General features: G+C 51.4%; 18 protein-coding genes. 10 read left to right on the forward strand and 8 right to left on the reverse strand.

Features of this window, described 5'->3' with window-relative positions; translation table 11 throughout:
• Positions 1–110: 110 nt before the first annotated feature.
• The gene (locus BZG14_RS06815) at positions 111–593 is read right to left on the reverse strand and encodes a GrpB family protein (RefSeq protein ID WP_077522725.1); all 483 of its coding nucleotides are present in this window, start codon (positions 591–593) and stop codon (positions 111–113) included.
• A 263-nt stretch (positions 594–856) separates the two neighbouring features.
• On the opposite strand from BZG14_RS06815, the gene BZG14_RS06820 reads away from it, so the two are divergent.
• Positions 857–2020, forward strand: coding sequence for a DEAD/DEAH box helicase (locus BZG14_RS06820; RefSeq protein WP_077608339.1), 1164 nt, complete (start codon positions 857–859; stop codon positions 2018–2020).
• A 67-nt stretch (positions 2021–2087) separates the two neighbouring features.
• On the opposite strand, the gene BZG14_RS06825 is transcribed toward BZG14_RS06820, so the two are convergent.
• Positions 2088–2714, reverse strand: a complete 627-nt coding sequence (locus BZG14_RS06825) for a DsbA family protein (protein WP_077608321.1) — start codon at positions 2712–2714, stop codon at positions 2088–2090.
• Complete coding sequence (locus BZG14_RS06830) at positions 2708–3577, reverse strand: MBL fold metallo-hydrolase (protein WP_077608322.1); 870 nt, start codon at positions 3575–3577, stop codon at positions 2708–2710. Before BZG14_RS06830 ends, BZG14_RS06825 begins: the two co-directional genes overlap by 7 nt.
• Positions 3578–3744: 167 nt before the next feature.
• On the opposite strand from BZG14_RS06830, the gene BZG14_RS06835 reads away from it, so the two are divergent.
• The gene (locus tag BZG14_RS06835) at positions 3745–4647 is read left to right on the forward strand and encodes a LysR family transcriptional regulator (protein ID WP_077608323.1); all 903 of its coding nucleotides are present in this window, start codon (positions 3745–3747) and stop codon (positions 4645–4647) included.
• 55 nt (positions 4648–4702) lie between these two features.
• On the opposite strand, the gene BZG14_RS06840 is transcribed toward BZG14_RS06835, so the two are convergent.
• Both BZG14_RS06840 and BZG14_RS06845 read right to left on the reverse strand, forming a co-directional pair.
• Positions 4703–5182 (reverse strand): YaiI/YqxD family protein, encoded by a 480-nt coding sequence (locus tag BZG14_RS06840; RefSeq protein WP_077486732.1) that lies wholly within the window; start codon positions 5180–5182, stop codon positions 4703–4705.
• Positions 5183–5294: 112 nt separating this feature from the next.
• Positions 5295–5981, reverse strand: a complete 687-nt coding sequence (locus BZG14_RS06845; RefSeq protein ID WP_077608324.1) for a type 1 glutamine amidotransferase domain-containing protein — start codon at positions 5979–5981, stop codon at positions 5295–5297.
• Positions 5982–6239: 258 nt separating this feature from the next.
• On the opposite strand from BZG14_RS06845, the gene BZG14_RS06850 reads away from it, so the two are divergent.
• From BZG14_RS06850 to BZG14_RS06875, 6 genes are all read left to right on the forward strand, one after another.
• Complete coding sequence (locus BZG14_RS06850) at positions 6240–6782, forward strand: copper resistance protein NlpE (RefSeq protein WP_077486734.1); 543 nt, start codon at positions 6240–6242, stop codon at positions 6780–6782.
• 447 nt (positions 6783–7229) lie between these two features.
• Positions 7230–8417, forward strand: coding sequence for a M24 family metallopeptidase (locus tag BZG14_RS06855; protein ID WP_077608325.1), 1188 nt, complete (start codon positions 7230–7232; stop codon positions 8415–8417).
• Positions 8418–8573: 156 nt separating this feature from the next.
• Positions 8574–9569 (forward strand): N(2)-acetyl-L-2,4-diaminobutanoate deacetylase DoeB, encoded by a 996-nt coding sequence (doeB, locus tag BZG14_RS06860; RefSeq protein ID WP_077608326.1) that lies wholly within the window; start codon positions 8574–8576, stop codon positions 9567–9569.
• A gap of 10 nt (positions 9570–9579) precedes the next feature.
• Positions 9580–10068, forward strand: coding sequence for an Lrp/AsnC family transcriptional regulator (locus tag BZG14_RS06865; protein ID WP_069363120.1), 489 nt, complete (start codon positions 9580–9582; stop codon positions 10066–10068).
• Positions 10069–10325: 257 nt separating this feature from the next.
• On the forward strand, positions 10326–11885 hold the full coding sequence (locus tag BZG14_RS06870) for an NAD-dependent succinate-semialdehyde dehydrogenase (protein ID WP_077608327.1): 1560 nt from the start codon (positions 10326–10328) through the stop codon (positions 11883–11885).
• Between the two features lie 32 nt (positions 11886–11917).
• Positions 11918–13321: an aspartate aminotransferase family protein gene (locus tag BZG14_RS06875; RefSeq protein ID WP_077486738.1), complete on the forward strand. Its 1404-nt coding sequence runs from the start codon at positions 11918–11920 to the stop codon at positions 13319–13321.
• A 77-nt stretch (positions 13322–13398) separates the two neighbouring features.
• On the opposite strand, the gene BZG14_RS06880 is transcribed toward BZG14_RS06875, so the two are convergent.
• The 3 genes from BZG14_RS06880 to BZG14_RS06890 all read right to left on the reverse strand — a co-directional run bounded on the left by BZG14_RS06880 (position 13399) and on the right by BZG14_RS06890 (position 16019).
• A complete protein-coding gene (locus BZG14_RS06880) occupies positions 13399–14943 on the reverse strand; it encodes a BCCT family transporter (RefSeq protein WP_077486739.1) in 1545 nt (514 codons plus the stop codon).
• 184 nt (positions 14944–15127) lie between these two features.
• Positions 15128–15559 carry a hypothetical protein gene (locus BZG14_RS06885; RefSeq protein ID WP_077486740.1) on the reverse strand — a complete coding sequence of 144 codons (432 nt, stop codon included), beginning with the start codon at positions 15557–15559 and terminating at the stop codon, positions 15128–15130.
• A gap of 160 nt (positions 15560–15719) precedes the next feature.
• Positions 15720–16019, reverse strand: coding sequence for a DUF6916 family protein (locus BZG14_RS06890; protein ID WP_077608328.1), 300 nt, complete (start codon positions 16017–16019; stop codon positions 15720–15722).
• A 945-nt stretch (positions 16020–16964) separates the two neighbouring features.
• Between BZG14_RS06890 and BZG14_RS06900 the strand changes: the two genes are divergently transcribed.
• Together BZG14_RS06900 and BZG14_RS06905 are read left to right on the forward strand one after the other, a co-directional pair.
• A complete protein-coding gene (locus BZG14_RS06900) occupies positions 16965–17570 on the forward strand; it encodes a TetR/AcrR family transcriptional regulator (protein WP_108743530.1) in 606 nt (201 codons plus the stop codon).
• Between the two features lie 203 nt (positions 17571–17773).
• Positions 17774–18931 carry an iron-containing alcohol dehydrogenase gene (locus BZG14_RS06905; protein WP_077608331.1) on the forward strand — a complete coding sequence of 386 codons (1158 nt, stop codon included), beginning with the start codon at positions 17774–17776 and terminating at the stop codon, positions 18929–18931.
• Positions 18932–18986: the final 55 nt, after the last annotated feature.

The following is an 18986-nucleotide window of genomic DNA, read 5'->3' on the forward strand; positions in this document are numbered from 1 at the left end:
TCAGGATCTTGCAACCCGCTTTTTTTGCCAATTTAAGGGGGCAAACGAGCGCAAGAGGATGCGCAAGAGGCACAGTTAGAACACGGCAACGATAAAAAAAGTTTTTCGCCTTACAGACCGGTTGACGAAGATAACACCTGCTCCACAAACCTCGCTTTTCTTTCCCGATAGTCGTCTTGCTCAAACCCTTCACAGGCGCGCTTAAGCGCATTGTAGGTGTGAACCAGTTGTGGGTTAGCGCGCAGCGTGTCTCGAAAGGTCAGAAAATCTTCGAACTCAGAGCCATTGGCCACCACTTGCAACGCAACATCGTCATCCTGTTTGGATTCCAGCATACATAGCTCGGGAGTCCGTAACGTATCTCGCTTTTCTTGAAAGCCCAACTCAACTAGCCGTGCCACAGCCTCCTCATGCTGTAAGGCAGGTACACCAACAAAAATATCGAGATCGCCTTTCGATATTGCTGAAGGGATCGACGACGCTCCAATGTGCTCGACTCGCGCTTCAGGAAGTTGGTGTTGGATAGCCAGTCGCCATTGATTGAATAATCGCTCGCAAGCAGGTTGGTATTGGTCGGCAGCGTAAAACTTCATCATGTCAGTGTTTGATATCCTTTTCGAAAACGCATCATACCGCGGAGGACTAGCGTACTCTTTGCCGTGAACATCTAGCCGTCTCGAGGTGCAAAAACTTTAATATATTGATAAAGCGAGCTTTTGTCACCGAAACAGCCAAGAAACTACCCGCCGTCAGATTTTGCGTCGTGCTACTGTAAGGTTCGTGCTAGACTCCACGCCATTCAGTGTCTCCACCCTTTTTATGGGTGGGCGCGCGTTCATTGTTTGTTGAGTTTGCCATGCCATTTAAAAAACTGGGGTTAAGCGCCCCGCTTTGCCAAGCCATTGCCCAACGCGGCTATACCATCCCCACGCCAATTCAAGCCAAAGCCATTCCGATCATCCAACAAGGCCATGATCTGATTGCCGCTGCGCAAACAGGTACCGGGAAAACCTCAAGTTTTATCTGGCCCATTATCGATAAGTTGTGTGCCGGTGAAGCGGGACGCAAAAAGCGCGCTCGCGCATTGGTGATTGCTCCAACAAGAGAGTTGGCCTTGCAAGTCGCCGAAAGCGCCCGCCAAGATACGCAGTTTACCGCGCTTAAAACCTTAGCGATGGTTGGCGGCATGGACGAGCAGGCACAAAAGCAAGCCTTGATCGAGGGCGTCGACATTTTGGTCGCCACGCCAGGGCGCCTACGCGATTTACTCAGCCAACGAGCCGTCTATCTAGATGAAGTAGAAGTGCTGGTGCTGGATGAAGCCGATCGTATGCTCGATATGGGCTTTATTGATGCAATTCAAAACATTCTCGACCGCTTACCGGCAAGCACGCAATGCCTGCTGTTTTCTGCCACCTTGTCTAATAAAGTGCGCGATCTAGCCAAAGCAACCATTGGTGATGAAGGCAAAGAAATCAGCATTGCCGCACGAGATGCCTCGAAAGACAACATTACTCAGTGGTGTATTCCAGTCGATAAAGATAAAAAATCCGCACTGCTTAGCCATTTGATTAAAGAAAATGGCTGGACGCAGGCATTAATTTTTATCGAAACCAAACATGGCGCCGCCAAACTCGCCACCCAGTTGGAAAAACGGGGCATTGCCGCTGAAGCGTTTCACAGTGGACGCAGCCAAGCCGTGCGGACCCAATTGCTGGAAGACTTTAAAAACGGTGACATCCAATTTTTAATTGCCACCGGTGTCGCCGCACGCGGCATTGATATTGAGTCGCTCGAGCGCGTGGTTAATTATGATCTGCCCTTCCCGGCCGACGAGTACGTCCACCGGATTGGTCGTACCGGCCGGGCCAGTGCTCAAGGCGAAGCGATTTCATTGGTATCAAAAGACAACACCAAAAACTTGCGCATGATTGAAGCACGTCTCGGGCACCCACTTGAACGTCGCATCATCGAAGGCTTTGAGCCCAAAAAGCCGGTGCCGCTGACTGCACCCGAATAAATGGCACGCATACAATGATTGCAATAAAAACGGCGAGCCTGGTGCTCGCCGTTTTCGTTTGTTTGCTTTATGTCTGAGTTAGCGTTTGCCAGAGTATCTGCCAAGCGTCTGGGCGCCGATAGTACTGGCTCACTGTGATGGCTTGCCATTGGCCGTTTTGCTCCACCAGCATGGATGGAAAACCGCGCAAGCCATGCGCTGCCATCAATTGACGGGTTTGATTCACCGCGGGCATCACGTCATTTTCGGCGCGATTCATCGCCTGTTGCCAAGCCTCTGCCTCTATCCTCATCTCACTGGCAAGCTCTGCGAGCGTGTCAGCATCATAGACGGAGCGACCTTGCTGATAATGGCCACGCTGGATGCGTTTCAGCATCTCTGCGCCCTGACTATCAAGTTGCTGAGCAGCGAGAATAGCTTGCGCGGTCATAAAGGAGTCCAAAATTACCGGCTGGTCGCTTGCTACGCGGTCAAGATAGGCTTGACCAAATGTCTGTCCGGTTTGATCGGCAATGGTTTGATCTGCCTTCAAAATGTGTTGACGAAAGCTGTCTTCAATCGGCGCACGCTCACGCATACCACCTGGATGAAGCTGCAAGTTAATCTCAGGGTTGTTACTCAGGCTTTCAATCAAGGTGGCGGCGCCGAAGCACCAGCCACACATTGGGTCAAAAACATAGTGGACGTTTACCATTCCATCTCTCCCATGTGCACTTTCGCACCAATTTCCAAAGCCATCGGCAAACCCGCTTTCGGATATTTCGCTTGCATGGTTTTAATCAGCTCAGCACTGTCTTTGCTGTTGGCTTTCGCCTCGGCAAAGTCTTGCAAATACTGCTGGGCAAAGGTAATAGTGTCAGCGTTTAGTGCCGTGCCTGCTTTCATATGGCCTGGGATCACCATTTCAGGTTTCAGTGCTGCCATTTCTTCTAGTTGTGCGGCCCAACCTTCACGTGCTTGGTCAGATTGTGCGTCTGCCATCCACAGGTGAACATTGCCATACACGGCGACGTTACCGAGGATCGCCTTGTTGGCTGGGATCCAAAGATACGGACGGTGAGCCAACTCGCCTTTCGCGCCGCGAATTTCAATCTTACGGCCGTCCAGTGTCAATGATGAACGGGTATAAGCTGCGGGCACCACAGGGTTTTGCGGGGCATTGTCACCCATTTTTGAGGCCCAAAATGCCATTTTTCCATCCAGTTTTTCTGCAATGGTGGTGCGCACTGCCGGTGTGGTAATCACTTTTGCGTCAGGAAACATGTCGTGCAGCACTTCCGCACCAAAGTAGTAATCTGGGTCAGCTTGGCTAATAAAGATAGTGGTCAGCTCTTTCCCAGAGTCCAACACTTTAGCGGCAATACGTAGTGCGTCTGCTTTAGTAAAGCCCGTATCAACCACCATGGCTTCGGTTTCGCCATACACCAAGGTTGAGTTTACGTGGAAGCTGTTTCCATCTGCGTTATACACGTCTAGGTTCAAGGGTTCAGCATTATTAGCTGCCATTGCGCTACCGGTCAGTAATAAAGAGGCAGCTAGGGTTTTTATCAATTTCATCGTCGTGCTCCATTGTTTGCATTCATTGTTGAGATGCTGCGCAGTTTACGGGCTCGACTTGTTCAGATATATAGCTAATAATTTACATCATTATTTCACAATTCGAGCATGTAAACGGGTCGTATCGTGTTATGAACGGCTAGCTCTTAAGCAAAGATGAGATTGACATGGACACACTGACTGCCGCCCGCGTATTGATTGATGTAGCCCTTACGCAAAGTTTCACCGCCACTGCCGATCGGCTCGAGATGTCGCGCCCGATGGTGACTCGCCATGTCGAAGCGCTGGAAGACTGGTTAGGCGTGCGTTTATTGCAGCGCACCACGCGCAAAGTATCGTTAACCTCCGCTGGCGAGCAAAGCCTGCCACAACTGGAACAATGGGTTGAGCAAGCCAATGCTTTGACACAGCAATGGCAGCAAGAGGCGGGCTTAACTGGCAAAGTGCGGGTGGCGACCAGTATGTCGTTTGGTTTTGCGCAATTAATCCCCGCGGTAAAGCCCTTTATGGCCGCTCATCCCGGCGTCGATGTGGATATTGAGGTGCAGGATAAAGCGGTCGATTTAATTGCGGAACGGATTGATATTGCCATCCGTATTGCGTCCAACCCGGATCCCTCCCTAATTGGTCGCCCGATCGCCGCGTGTGATTCCATCTTGGTGGCGGCACCGGATTATTTAGCCGCCCATACACCAATCCGCTCACCAGACGATCTCACCGCGCATAGCTGTCTCAGTTACAAACAATTTGATCGGCCAATTTGGCATTTAGACAAAGGTGAGGAACACGCCGCAGTTGAGGTGCAAGGTAAGCTGTCTGCCAACGAGGCGACAACCTTACTCAGTGCCGCCATTCAGGGAATGGGCGTGAGCATGCAGCCGGTATATCTGGCTCATAGTGCCATTGCGCGAGGTCAGCTGGAAGTCGTGCTCCCCGATTGGCAACCCAAGGCAATGGATATCTACGCCTTGTATCCGTCACGTCGCAACCAGCCACCGGCGGTGCGTGCGCTGCTGGATGCGCTGATTGCCCACTTCGCCAATAGCGAGTGGGCACCGGTTGCTATTTAGCCAGCAGAAAAGTTAAGTGAGAAAAGCTATTTAGTAAGAGAAAAAGCGCGCCGGCTTAATCAGACGATTTTGCTCGCGCAGCATGATAACGCTGGGCTTTAACCAGCCATTTATCAAGCTGATTGGCAAAGGCTTGTTTTTGCTGCGGACCAAGCGGAGCAGGCCCACCTGTGTGCACACCGCTACTGCGCATGGTTTCCATAAAATCACGGATATTAAGCCGGGCGCGGATGTTTTCTTTGGTCAGCAATTCGCCGCGGGTGTTAATCACTGTCACGCCCTTTTCAATCACTTCATCCGCCAACGGAATGTCTTGGGTGATCACCAAATCGCCCGCCTCTGCCTCGGCAACAATTTGGTTGTCCGCCACATCAAAGCCCTTTTCTACCTGACGTGCGCTAGCATAAGGCGACGGCGGTAAACGAATAAACTGGTTGGCAATAAAGGTGGCTTGAATCTGTGTTCGGTGCGCCGCGCGCACAATCATCTCGCGCATCGCGACCGGACAAGCGTCCGCATCTACCCATATTTGCATGCTGGCTCTCTTAGCTTTTGCGTCAATGCCTGCATTAAACCGCATCATCTTTATAAAAGCCAAAAATAAGCGCCGACAATTCGGCGCTTTCATCAGGAAAGTATGAGATGACTTACTTTAACAACGCCAATACCGCATTGACGCACGCTTCAGACGATACTGGGTTTTGCCCAGTGACTAGGTTGCCATCGGTGACCACAAATGAGGTAAAATCATCCGCTTTTTCGTACATACCACCGTTTTCTTTGAGCATATCCTCAACCAAGAACGGCACTACCTCAGTCAAACCAACGGCGGCTTCTTCACCATTGGTAAAGCCAGTGACACGTTTACCTTGCACCAGTGGCTCGTCGCGATCTGAACGCGTATGGCGGAACACGGCAGGGCCGTGGCATACCGCACCAACGGGTTTCCCCTGATAGTAGAAGGTCTCAATCAACTGACGTGACGTCGGGTCTTCCGCTAGGTCCCACAATGGACCGTGCCCACCAGGATAGARAATCGCGTCGTACTCATACGCATTTACATCGCTTAGTTTGACGGTGTTATTAATCATATCTTGCAGCTCAGCGTCGCCATCAAAGCGGCGAGTCGATTCGGATTGCGCATCCTCCGCCTCGCTGTTTGGGTCAATCGGCGCCGCACCGCCGTTCGGGCTGGCAACAACGACTGTTGCTCCAGCATCTTTAAACGCGTAATAAGGGGTGGTGAACTCTTCAAGCCAAAAGCCTGTCTTGTGTCCCGTATCGCCCATGGCATCGTGAGATGTCAGCACCATCAAAATTTTGTGTTGTTGCATCATCGCTCCTTCTTGTCACGCGTTTGGGTAGTATTTGCTTGGTTTTCATTGAGTAGACTAACAAGACATGAGTGTTAACGTAAAAGGTGGTCGCTTAGATCACTCTCATCAGTTGACGGTTTTTTTACGTTTATTGTCTAACGCTGACCTAATGTTAGCGCAATAATGACACCCAAGCGCAGCAAACGCCTATCATGAAGCCATTCATCGCTGGCAATCCAGCAACGTTTTAGCTTGAACACATTAAATGAGGTCCACATGAAAAAAACCTATTTACTTGCACCACTGGCACTGGTTTTCGCACTTGTCGGCTGTGAACAGCAAACCAACGAACCAAAAGAGGCGCAGTCGCAAATCGAATCTAGCCTGGACGACGCCCAAAATGCAGTGAAAGAAGGCACAGAGCAAGCGATGGATAGTGCAGAAAACGCCATCGATAGTGCAGAAGATACCGTTTCTGAAATGGTTGATCACCACAACGCTAAAACCTCACTAGACTGGAACGGTACTTACCAAGGTGTAGTGCCCTGCGCCGACTGTGAAGGTATTGATACCACACTCACACTGAACCCAGACAACACGTATTCACTCACCAAAACTTACCTGGGCAAAGAGGGAGAAGCCCTTAAAGAATCAGGCACCTTCAAGTGGGATGAAACAGGCAGTGTCGTGATCCTTGAAGGCCTGACTGACAGCCCTAACCACTTCTTTGTGGCGGAAAACCAGGTGATCATGCAAGACATGAATGGCGAAACCATCGAAGGCGACCTTGCTGAGATGTATCACCTGAAAAAGCAGTAATCTACCACCGCCATATTACGTGATAAGGGCCTAGCGCTGGCACAATCAACCAGCACTAGGCTCTTTTCTTATATTTTCTATCCCCTTCCCACGCTTTCGCGCTTCACGCCAACACTTGCCTGTCTGCACAAATTGGCAGTTTAGTGACAAATTTGTTGCTAATAAAACTTGACGGGTTTTCACTCTATGGTTTAACTCTTAAATAGAGGCGAAACAAAATCTTATCCAGTGAGCAGGCCGAACGGGCTCACTGAGCAACAGTCGCACCAGACAGTAGAGTCGCCTGGATAAGACCGCGCACCACTCGCGCTTCCTCCGTTTGTTCGATAAGAAGACCGAAAAACGGCACCTTTCTGTACCGGTAATCATACTTGATCCAAGTTTGATTACCGGTCAGTAGTACGTTTATCAGCGCCACAGTCGTGGTATTGAACAGGAGTCACGCGTATGAGCGACGTTGTATTGAAGTTCTCTCACGAAGAATACAGCGCCCGTTTAGCCAAGGTTCACTATGCCATGGAAGAACAAGAAATCGACACCTTGTTGGTGCACGACCCCTCCAACATGGCGTGGCTTACCGGTTACGATGGCTGGTCTTTCTATGTGCCTCAGTGCGTAGTGATTGGCGCAACGGGTGACCCTTTGTGGTTCGGTCGTATCCAAGACGCCAACGGTGCGCTGCGTACTGTCTACATGAGCGCTGAGTGCATCACCTACTATCCTGACCATTATGTGATGAATCCACCGCTCCACCCCATGGAGTACCTTTGCAATTACGTCCTGGCAGAACGTTATTGGGATCGTGGCCGCATCGGCGTTGAGAAAGACAACTACTATTTCAGTGCCACCGCCTTTGAGTCGCTCAAAGAAAATCTACCGATGGCAACGCTGGTCGATACGACTGGGCTGGTTAACTGGTGTCGCGCGGTCAAATCCGATCAAGAGCTCACGTACATGCATACGGCCGCCCGCATCGTGGAGAACATGCACCGCGTCGCCTTTGAGATGATCGAGCCCGGCTTGCCCAAGCACCTACTGGTGGCCGAAATCAATAAACACGCGGTGGTCGGCCACGATGGTCACTTTGGGGATTATGCCGCGATCGTGCCGATGTTACCCTCGGGCGGTGATGCGGCAGCGCCTCACTTAACGTGGGATGATCGTCCGTTTAAACGGGGAGAAGGGACCTTTTTCGAAATCGCCGGGGTGCATCGCCGCTATCACTGCCCACTCTCTCGCACTATCTTCTTAGGAGAGCCGGGCTATGAATTCTTGCGTGCTGATGAGGCTTTACAGGCCGGTCTCGAAGCAGGTCTCGCGGTCGCCAAGCCTGGCAACACATGCGGAGACATTGCCAACGCACTCAACGATGCCTTGTTACGCTATGGGTTTGATCGAGAAGGCGCGCGCTGTGGCTATCCGATAGGATTAAGCTATCCACCCGATTGGGGCGAGCGCACCATGAGCTTGCGCCCAAGCGATCAGACGATGCTGCGTGAGGGAATGACCTTTCACTTTATGCCAGGGTTGTGGATGAAAGACTGGGGCATCGAAACCACAGAAAGCATTGTGATCACCCGCGATGGTGCGCAAACTTTGTGCGATCTACCGCGCCAATTGTTTGTCAAACATTAGCTTGGTACAACAAGTCAGAAACGGGGTACCCTACTTGTGCCCTTTTCTGTTCAGCCTCGTTACTTTTTTAGCTACACTCATAAGGTGATGATTTAAAGATTAAACTTTACCCGTTTCCGCCGGATTGAGCGTCACAACAGATCACAAGGAGAGGTTATGGAACCCACCGCAATTGAAACCACCGTCGATTTTCATGCCGATGGTGTACAGCATGGCTTTCTTAAACTGCCTCATTCACACGACCAATCCGCTTGGGGCTGTGTCACCATTCCGATCACTGTGATTAAAAACGGCGAGGGAAAAACGGCTCTACTCACAGGCGGCAACCATGGGGATGAATACGAGGGCATTACTGCATTACTCAATACCTGCCACCAACTGATGCCCAGTGATATCAAAGGCCGAGTGATTATATTGCCGATGATGAACGCGCCCGCAGTAACCGCAGGCACGCGTACCTCGCCTTGGGATCAAGGTAACATGAACCGCGCGTTTCCCGGCTCGCCCACTGGCAGTGTCACCGAGCAAATTGCCGATTACTTCACTCGGTATTTGATCCCGCAGTGCGATACGGCTTTAGACATTCACTCAGGCGGTAAAACCTTAGATCTGATTCCCTATGCGGCGTCCCACCGCTTAGAGAACCTTCAGCAAGCCGACGCCTGTGCCGAAGGGGCTCGCCTGTTTGGTGCCCCCTATCAAGTACAAACCACTGAAATGGATGCCACCAGCATGTACGACACGGCGGTAGAGCAACAAGGTAAGATTTTTGTCACCACAGAGCTTGGCGGCGGCGGCACCAGCACCCCTGAATCGATCGCGATTACCCAACGTGGTATTCACAACTTTTTAGTGTTTTCGGGCATTCTACAAGACGATTATCGCCACCCCTCGGTCGCACCCGTCAAACTCGAGTTACCCGATAAACACTGCTATGTACAAAGTGAACACGCGGGTATTATTGAGTTCTGTGTGCACTTGGGCGAGACCATCAAAAAAGGCGATTTGATTGGTAAAGTGCATAACATCGAGCGTACTGGCACCGAGCCCGTTCCCTACTATGCCGAACGCGCCGGTATTTTACTGGCCAAACGTCACTTGGGACGGATTTACATCGGCGATACCTTTGCGGTGATTGCYGAGCCTGTTTAACGGAGGGGCCATGAAGCTGGATAAATTCGATATCAAAATCTTGCAGATCCTGCAGCAAGATGGCCGCATCACCAAATCTAACCTCGCACAGGCGATCAACCTGTCTGTGAGCCCTTGTTGGGAGCGGGTAAAACGGCTCGAGCAAGCGGGGATCATCGAGGGCTATGGCGCCCGTATCAACCCGGATGCGGTGGTGAAGTTAAATACCGTGTTAGTCGAAATCACTCTCGGCCAGCACGATGTCGACAGCTTTCAACGCTTTGAGCGCGCCATGCAAGCCTGCGACGATGTCAAAGAATGTTGGGCGACAGGCGGTGGGATAGACTATATCGTTCGCCTTGGTGTCACTGATATCGACTATTATCAGCGTCTTATCGACAGCTGGCTAACTGATGACCTTGGCATCAAACAGTACTACACCTACATCGTCACCAAGCAAGTGAAGCGCCCCTCTCTCACCTTACCGCTTGAAACGCCAGACATTGCTGCTAATGGTTAAACCAGACTTATCCTTGCTTGCGCATGCTCAATGACGCTCGCGCATGCGTTGTCAACCTCTGAGCAATACCTGTCACGTTATCACGGCAAATGCCCGTTTCTCTTGTGACCAGAAAATTTTCTCCTGCTATTGCGCGGTTTCAGAAAAAATTTCGTTAATCCCGCACCTGAACAAAAAACCTCTTTTTCGTGCATTGCRTACAGTAACAGTAGGCAAACGCTGATAGGCAGCGTGGCGATTTTCAATCAGGAGGGAGTATGACCATATTCCAATCACGCGATCTTCACTACTCGGGAAGCGCAGCCAATGCATTGCGTCATGATATCGCCGGCAAAGCCAGTTCCGACGTGCTTGCCTACCTCGACGATCAGCGTCTTTTTCGTCAGCTCGCCTATTGCAATGGCAAATGGGTGAATGGTGACTCTGATACGCCGGTGCTCAACCCCGCGACGGGCGAAGTACTTGGTTACACCGCATCACTCAACGCCACGCAAATCAATCAAACCATTGATGACGCCGAAACCGCTTTCCATTTGTGGCGCGCTGAGTCGGCCGAAACGCGCGCCAAGCTGTTGATGAAATGGCACGACCTCATAATGGAAAACCAACACGATCTCGCGCATCTGATGGTGCTCGAGCAAGGCAAAACACTGCGCGACGCCGAGGGTGAAGTCGAGTACGGCGCGTCGTTTATTCACTGGTTTGCCGAAGAAGCCAAACGCGTGTATGGCGACACCATGCCTAGCCACATTCCCAATGCGCACCTAGCGACATTACGTGAACCTATTGGCGTGGCCGCCTTGATCACCCCATGGAATTTTCCTAATGCGATGATCACCCGTAAAGCGGCAGCGGCTCTCGCGATTGGCTGTAGTGTGATCGTCAAACCCGCAGAAGAGACGCCTTTCTCAGCCCTCGCGCTGGCAGAACTCGCCGAACGTGCTGGGATCCCTGCCGGTGTATTTAACGTGGTGATGGGCGACGCCCCCATGGTCTCCACCCAGCTTTGTCAAAGTGACAACGTTAAAGCGCTAAGCTTTACCGGCTCAACGCGTGTTGGCCGCTTATTGCTCGAGCAAAGTGCGCAAACCGTGAAACAGTGTGCCATGGAGCTTGGTGGTAACGCCCCCTTTATTGTGCTGCCTGATATGGATATTCAACAAGCGGCGCGCGCGGCCATCGATGCCAAGTTCCAAACATCGGGGCAAGATTGCTTGGCGGCGAATAAAATTTTGGTGCCACGCGACAAACATCAAGCCTTTGTCGATGCCTTCGCCGCGTTGATGGATGAACTTGAAGTGGGCAATGGTTTGCTGCCCAGTACCGATATTGGCCCTCTCATTTCCGCACGGGCAGTGGACAAAGCGCAAGCAATCGTCGATGACGCCATTGCCAAAGGGGCGACCGTGATGGGCGGAAAGCTCAACCCCAACCTCGGTGAAAACTTCTTTGCGCCTACGCTTATCACCAAAGTGACGCCGGATATGTTGGTGTACCAAGAAGAAAACTTTTGCCCGGTAGCGGGCGTGATTGCCTACGACAATCTGGATGAGGCCATTGCGATGGGCAACGATACCGAGTATGGGCTCTCAGCCTATGTCTACGGCAATGATATTCGTGATATTTGGCGCTGTCTGCGCGGCCTTGAAGTCGGCATGGTCAGTGTCAACTCAGTGAAAATGACCGGCCACCCGATTCCCTTTGGTGGCGTCAAACAGTCGGGCTTAGGCCGTGAAGGAAGCCGCTATGGCATCGACGAATTTAGTGAAATCAAATACTACTGTTTAGGTGGCTTGCCCACGGTGAGCGGCAGCTAATTCAGGTTTGCTGACGGATAAGGAGACTGATCATGCGTCCAGAAACAAAAGCCTTGTTGGAAAAAGACAGAAACACCGTATTCCACGCCTCAACGCACTTAAAGCAGTATGCGCATGGCGAGATGCCAGGGCGAGTGATTGAGACCGGGAAAGGCATTCGCATTACCGATTCAGAGGGCATTGAGCTGATTGACGGCTTCGCCGGGCTCTACTGCGTCAATATCGGCTATGGCCGCGAAGAAATGGCCGATGCCATCTACGATCAAGCGAAAAAGCTCGCGTATTACCACACCTATGTGGGCCACACCAACGAAGCGCTGGTGACGCTGTCGGAGCGCCTGATCAACATGGCTCCCGGCATGAGCAAAGTCTATTACGGCATGTCAGGCAGTGATGCCAATGAGTCACAGCTCAAGATTGTTTGGTACTACAACAATGCGCGTGGCAAACCTGAGAAGAAGAAAATCATCTCACGAGATCGGGGTTATCACGGCTCCAGCGTGGCATCAGGATCACTCACGGGGTTACCACTGTTCCATGCGCATTTTGACCTGCCCATTGAGCGCATCAAACACACCATGGCCCCCTACTATTATCGTCGTGAAGACACCGGCATGACCGAGCCTGAATTCGCGCAGCATTGTGCCGATGAACTGGAGAAAATGATCCTTGCTGAGGGCCCGGATACGGTCGCCGCGATGATTGCCGAACCGGTACTCGGCACGGGTGGCATCGTACCGCCCCCCGAGGGCTACTGGGCGGCGATTCGCAAAGTGCTGGATAAATACGATGTGCTGCTGATCGCCGATGAAGTGGTGTGTGGCTTTGGTCGTATCGGGAGTGACTTTGGCTCGATTTACTACGATATGAAGCCTGATCTGATTACCGTTGCCAAAGGGTTAACCTCTGCCTATCAACCGCTCTCCGGGGTGATGATCGGTCACCGAGTGTGGGATGTTTTGGAAGATGGTACCGATGCGTGGGGGGCGATTGGTCATGGTTACACCTACTCTGGCCACCCACTGGGCGCGGCAGCCGCTCTGTGTAACCTTGATATCATCGAGCGCGAGAATCTGACTCAGAATGCCGCGACCACGGGTGAATATCTGCAAATGAAAATGAAAGCCGCTTTTGCGGATCACCCATTGATTGGTGATAGCCGTGGTGTCGGTTTGCTCCATGCGCTTGAGTTTTCACCCGATCGTGCCAACCGCAGCCATTTTGACCCCAGCCTGAAAGTTGGGCCACAGGTCGCCGCCGCGTGTGTGGAGCAAGGTCTGATCGCGCGTGCCATGCCACATGGCGATATTCTTGGTTTCGCCCCACCCTTGGTAGTCACCCCTAATGAGGTGGATGAGATTGTCGCCAAAGCGCAAGTCGCTGTCGATAAGGTGATGGATAAGCTGGTCACCAGCGGACAATGGCAACCCAAATAGCGTGATGACTCCTATCCAATAAGCAAAAAAAAGCGCCGACAACGCGGCGCTTTTCTCATTAACAGGCTCAGGTCTGACTAGCTGGCAGTCGCCGGCTGTACTGCCAAGTTAGCTTCTTTTTCTTGTTGCATCCGCATCACCGCGATCGGGCCGGTAATGAAGGTAAAGGCAATCAAGAAAGACACAGGCACGGCGGTGATCACGATAAACGACTGAAGCGCATTCAAGCCACCATCGCCGGCAAGCAGAAGTACACCGGCAACCACACCCATCACAATCGCCCAGAATAGACGATGACGGCGAGTTGGCTGGTTGTCACCTGATACGGCCATCGCAATCGAGTAAGCCATCGAATCACCCGTGGTCGCCACGAAGGTGGTGGTCAGCAGCATAAAGGCTGGGATCAGAACCACGCTGTAAGGTAGCTGTGACAAGGACGCAATCAAGATCGCTGGCAAGCCCGCATCCGCCATTGGACCAGAGATGCTGCCAGGCGATTGCAACTCATAAAAGATACCCGTACCACCCAGTACTGAGAACCAGAAGTTAGTCGCAATCGGTGCACAAATAGCCACGGCGAAGATCAGCTCACGAATCGAGCGACCTTTCGAGATACGAGCAATAAAGATCGCCATCATGGGTGCAAAACCAATAAACCAACCCCAGAAGAACCAGGTCCACCATGCATTCCAGCTACCGTTATCGGTATTCAGCGCGAGGGTGTGCATGTTGTTCAGGTAGTAGCTAAAGCCTGAGCCAAACTGCTCAAAGATAAAGCCAGTTGGCCCCAGCACAATCACCACACCCAGCAATACGGCAGCGCCAATCACATTCATGCGGCTCAGCCATTGTAGGCCCTTATCCATCCCGGTAAATGCAGAGATAGAGTAAATCGCCACGACGGCAGCCAGAATCAGCATCTGCATTGGCATGGTGTTTTCGATACCGGCAAAGCTTTCTAGGCTGTAGCCAAGCTGGGTCGCCAGAAAGCCGATTGGGCCAATGGTACCGGCAGCGACCGCAATGATAGAGCAAGCATCAATCACAGAGCCTAACCAGTGATTTTCCAGCTTGTCCCCAAGTAGCGGATACAACAACGCACGAGGGCGCATGCGCACACCCGCTTGGTGGTGGGCATACATCAGCACGATGGTTGCCAAGGTGCCTAACACGGCCCAGGCTAAAAAGCCCCAGTGGAAAAAGCTTTGGCTCAGTGCGGGGGCGACGGTATCCATTACACCCGCTTCCATGTCACCTAACGCCGGCGGCGGGGTCATGAAGTGATAGATAGGTTCCGCGGCTGACCAGAATACACCACCACCCGCAAGTAGGGTGCACATGATCATCGCCACCCAGCGGAAACGACTCATCGAGACAGTATCCGTGGCGCCAAGTTTTAATTTACCAAATTTACTGCCGCCAATAGCGAGCGCCAGTACAAAATTGATCACCATTAACCACTGCCACCAGTAACCAAAAAGGTTGGCAGACTCAGAAAATAGAGACTGGATAACAGAAGAGAAGTGTTTCAGGTCAAACAAGGCAAAGGCAAGGAAGACAGCAACAAAGCCGATGGTAAATACGGCAACGAGACGGTCATTATTTTGTGTAGATTTAAGCATTAGTTCGCTCACAAGGTGTGTGAGGGAGGAGACTCTATCAGTGTGGCGAATGAATGACCAGAACAAATTGTTACAGTCAAAGAAGGAAAAAACGTGACAAGTATCACCTATTCAGTCATGGCGGGGGCTGAATAGGAATATGACATTTTTGTTAAGTGGACAAAACTTACCCAACACTGTTTTGTCACGCTGGCGCTTTCGATTTCTCTGTCTTACTCGTCTTACCCGTTTCGAGCACTTTTTTATGCAACACCACGGTGGCGCGATACAATTTAGGATGAACCTGTGACTCGCCTTTTTTTGCGCGATTACACGCCGAAATCACTGCCGCGGTGATGCAAGCGGCCACTTTCATCTGACCAAGTTGATAGGCATAGTTGGCAACTTTAATCGCCATAAAAATCGATTGGTCGCTGTATTTGTAATTACGGGCGGCGAATTTCTCAAAGCGGAGAAAGTCTTTGTGATAACCCTTAAGAATGCGATTCACGTGGCGATCGTAATAATTTTTATACTTGGCGTAGCTCCCTTTAGGGTTGCTCGCCATAATGTCTCTTACCCAAACAAACGATTGCAGCTGTTCTTTTTCAAATAAGCCACTCAGCCAGGCAAACATATGACCTCCCTACTGCTAGCTTAGCGGCCTTATTCTACTCAATTTCCATGACTAATCTACGAAAAGGGAAAAGTAACTTATTGACTGGCGGTTATTTAATCAGTGTTGGTCGCTAACTACCACGAGGCCCAATGGGCAACCGCGAGCGACCACAGAACGATTAGGCTTGCGTGTTGATGTTGATGGTATAGGTGGCATCGCCCGCGGGAAGCATATGTAGGATTTGCTCGCCAAGCGCTGGATGGGTAAGCAGGTAATTGCCTTGCGGAAAGCGGATGTCTTCCGGCCCTTTCAATACCAGGCTGAAGTTTTCTACCGCCTGCCCGCCCACCTCATCACCGTGGCCAGGATGAGTGTCGACACGCGCCAGCGTCATTGCATATTCCGTATCCGTTCCATCAATGAGCGTGATCGTTTCATTAATCAATTCATTGACATGCTGGAAAGATAGTACATTCATCGTCCCTCCCGCGCCCCTGTTTGGGTCAATGCGCTTGTGAAAGCTTTACTGAAAAGATTAGATGAAAAATTCGACAATGCACAATAGCTTAGTGATTTTTTCAATCGCTTAGAACGACAAAAGGCAACCCGATGGTTGCCTGACTCACGCTTGATTATGCTGACCCAGCCGTTTTAACTTGGCGGGTCTTATTGGACTTCGTTTTGTAGTAATACCACAAACGTCTGCTTTTATTGTTCATCGAACACCTCTCTATCAGATTAATGAACGATATTAATGCCAATCGCCGAATGCGGCGCTACGCCACAGTCTTATATTATTTCGAATCGGAAAGCAAATTCGATCACCGTCAGGCAGCGAATTGGCAAGTTCGTGATTCAAAAAGACAATGCACGAGCCGTTAAGCACATAACAGAGAGCGTGGATACACACTCAGCCACAGGACGAGAAAACACTCGGCTTAGGGTATTACGTGCATATGCAATGCGTCAGGCGCTAGGCCCAAAAAAGAGAAAGCCGCTCTGCTGAGCGGCTTCGAGATGCATTCCTTGTTGGTTGTTGGTCAATGAAACGCTTTTTACGTTGCCCCGTGTGCTCACTACGTTGAGCGTCCTTACCGCATGGTCTTGTGTTAATGGCCTGGCTGGCGGCTAACAAGGTGTCGTCATGGGCGCCTGACATTAACGGGGGCTTAACTCATTAAGGCGCGTCACTGCGCGCTAATCATCTACCAAATTGTGTGTCAGCTCGGCTGACTCTGTCAGTAAAGCACACGGTTGCCACTGTGCCACTGCGTGCCGTTCAAATTGTGAACAACGTAATAAATCTGACATCAACTGGGATTGCGCACAGCATACCGGCCCAGTTTATGCCAGCGAACCGCGCCAAAATAAAAATTTCCCGCACCACTAGACGACCGGTCTAATTTTAATTATGCTGCCCCACATGAAATCGAGCAGCACCCGAGAAAACAGCAGCCACAATGCGACCCACCAACATTTGTTGGAAACGGGCGTGAGCGTGATGGCGCAATTTGGCTTTAGTGGCGTCGGCCTTAGTGCAATACTAAAACAAGCTGGCGTGCCCAAGGGTTCCTTCTACCATTATTTCGCGTCGAAAGAGCAATTCGGCCAAGCAGTGTTGGATCACTATTTTGCTTGCTACATTGCCGATGTGAATCGCCTGCTGACCGATAAGGCAGTCTCTCCCATTGTGCGGGTCCACAACTACTTTAGCCGTTGGCAAGCGCAATACTGTAGCTTAGATCCGGTGCAAACTTGCTTAGTAGTAAAGCTGAGTGCAGAAGTGGCTGATTTATCCGAGCCAATGCGGCTGGCACTGCGCGATGGCACCGACCAATTAATTGGCCGTTTGGCTGATACCCTGGCACAAGCGCGTGATGTCTTTGACGATAAAACCGCACTGACCACCGCTACGACCTTGTATCAGTTGTGGCTGGGTGCCAGCTTACTAACCAAGCTGCATCGTAACGACAGTCATCTCGCGCAAGCGATGACCATCACCGAAGAAAAGCTCGGGCTGATCGATTAACGGCGCTTTGCTGTATCAAGCATCGCTTCAACAACAAGTTAATACCCGATGCGTGGCACTCGCGACGGCACTCGTTGTTAGCGTACAGCCACCATCTACTCAAAACCCGCTTTGGCGGGTTTTTAACCGGCACTCACTAGACGACCGGTCTAATTTAAATAAACGCTTGATACCATCAAGCACAATAAAAGGAAGGATGAGCAATGAACAACTTTGAGTTCTACAATCCCACACGTATCGTTTTTGGCGAAGGTAAGATTGCCGAGCTGGATCGGCTCATCCCGGCCGATGCAAAAGTGTTGATTCTTTTCGGCGGCCAAAGTGCACGTAAAACCGGCACCTTGGATGAAGTCGAACAAGCGCTAGGGCAACGTCAATTTGGCCTATTTGGTGGCATTGAACCCAACCCGCGCTATGAGACCTTGATGAAGGCGGTCGAGAAAGTCGGCGCTGAAGATTATGACTACCTCCTCGCCGTGGGCGGTGGCTCAGTGATTGATGGCACCAAATTCGTGGCCGCGGCGGCGAAATATGACGGCGACGCATGGGACATTCTCACCAGCATGGGTGGCAAAGTAGAAGCAGCGCTGCCATTTGGCGCCGTGCTCACCTTGCCTGCTACCGGCTCTGAGATGAACAAAGGCTCGGTGGTGACCCGTGAATCGATGCAAGCGAAACTGCCGTTTATGAGCGAGTTGGTCTTCCCGCAGTTCTCAGTGTTGGATCCGGTGAAAACCTACACCCTACCGATTCGCCAAGTGGGTAACGGTGCGGTGGATGCGTTTGTTCACGTGGTTGAGCAATACCTCACCTATCCAGCCCATGCTCCGGTACAAGACCGCTTTGCTGAAGGCCTGCTACAAACCTTGGTTGAGTTGGGCCCACAAGCGCTGGAAACACCAGAAGACTACAACGTGCGTGCTAGCCTGATGTGGACAGCCACCTTAGCGCTTAACGGCTTGATTGGCGTGGGTGTGCCGCAAGATTGGTCAACCCATATGCTGGGTCACGAGCTTACAGCTCAACATGGCTTAGACCACGCACAAACCCTTGCCGTGGTACTGCCTGCAATGCTTAATGAGAAGTTTGAGCAAAAACAGGCCAAGCTCGCACAATTTGCTGAGCGTGTTTGGCATATTGACCAAGGCAGCGAAGCCGAAAAAGCACAGCAAGCGATTGAGAAAACACGCGACTTTTTCGAGCGCATGAACGTAAAAACGCGCATGAGCGATTACGATCTGGATGAAACCGCGATTGAGCCCTTGATTGAAAGCCTGACTCAACACGGTATGACCCAACTCGGTGAACATGGCGATGTGACGCCGGACGTTTGCCGCCGCGTGCTTCGAGCCGCGCTGTAATCGCCGTTTTATTTCATGATGAGGCGCGCTGATCCAGCCGCCTCTTTTCCCATCA

This window comes from Salinivibrio sp. IB282 (assembly GCF_001995685.1).
GTDB classification, from domain to species: Bacteria; Pseudomonadota; Gammaproteobacteria; order Enterobacterales; family Vibrionaceae; genus Salinivibrio; species Salinivibrio kushneri.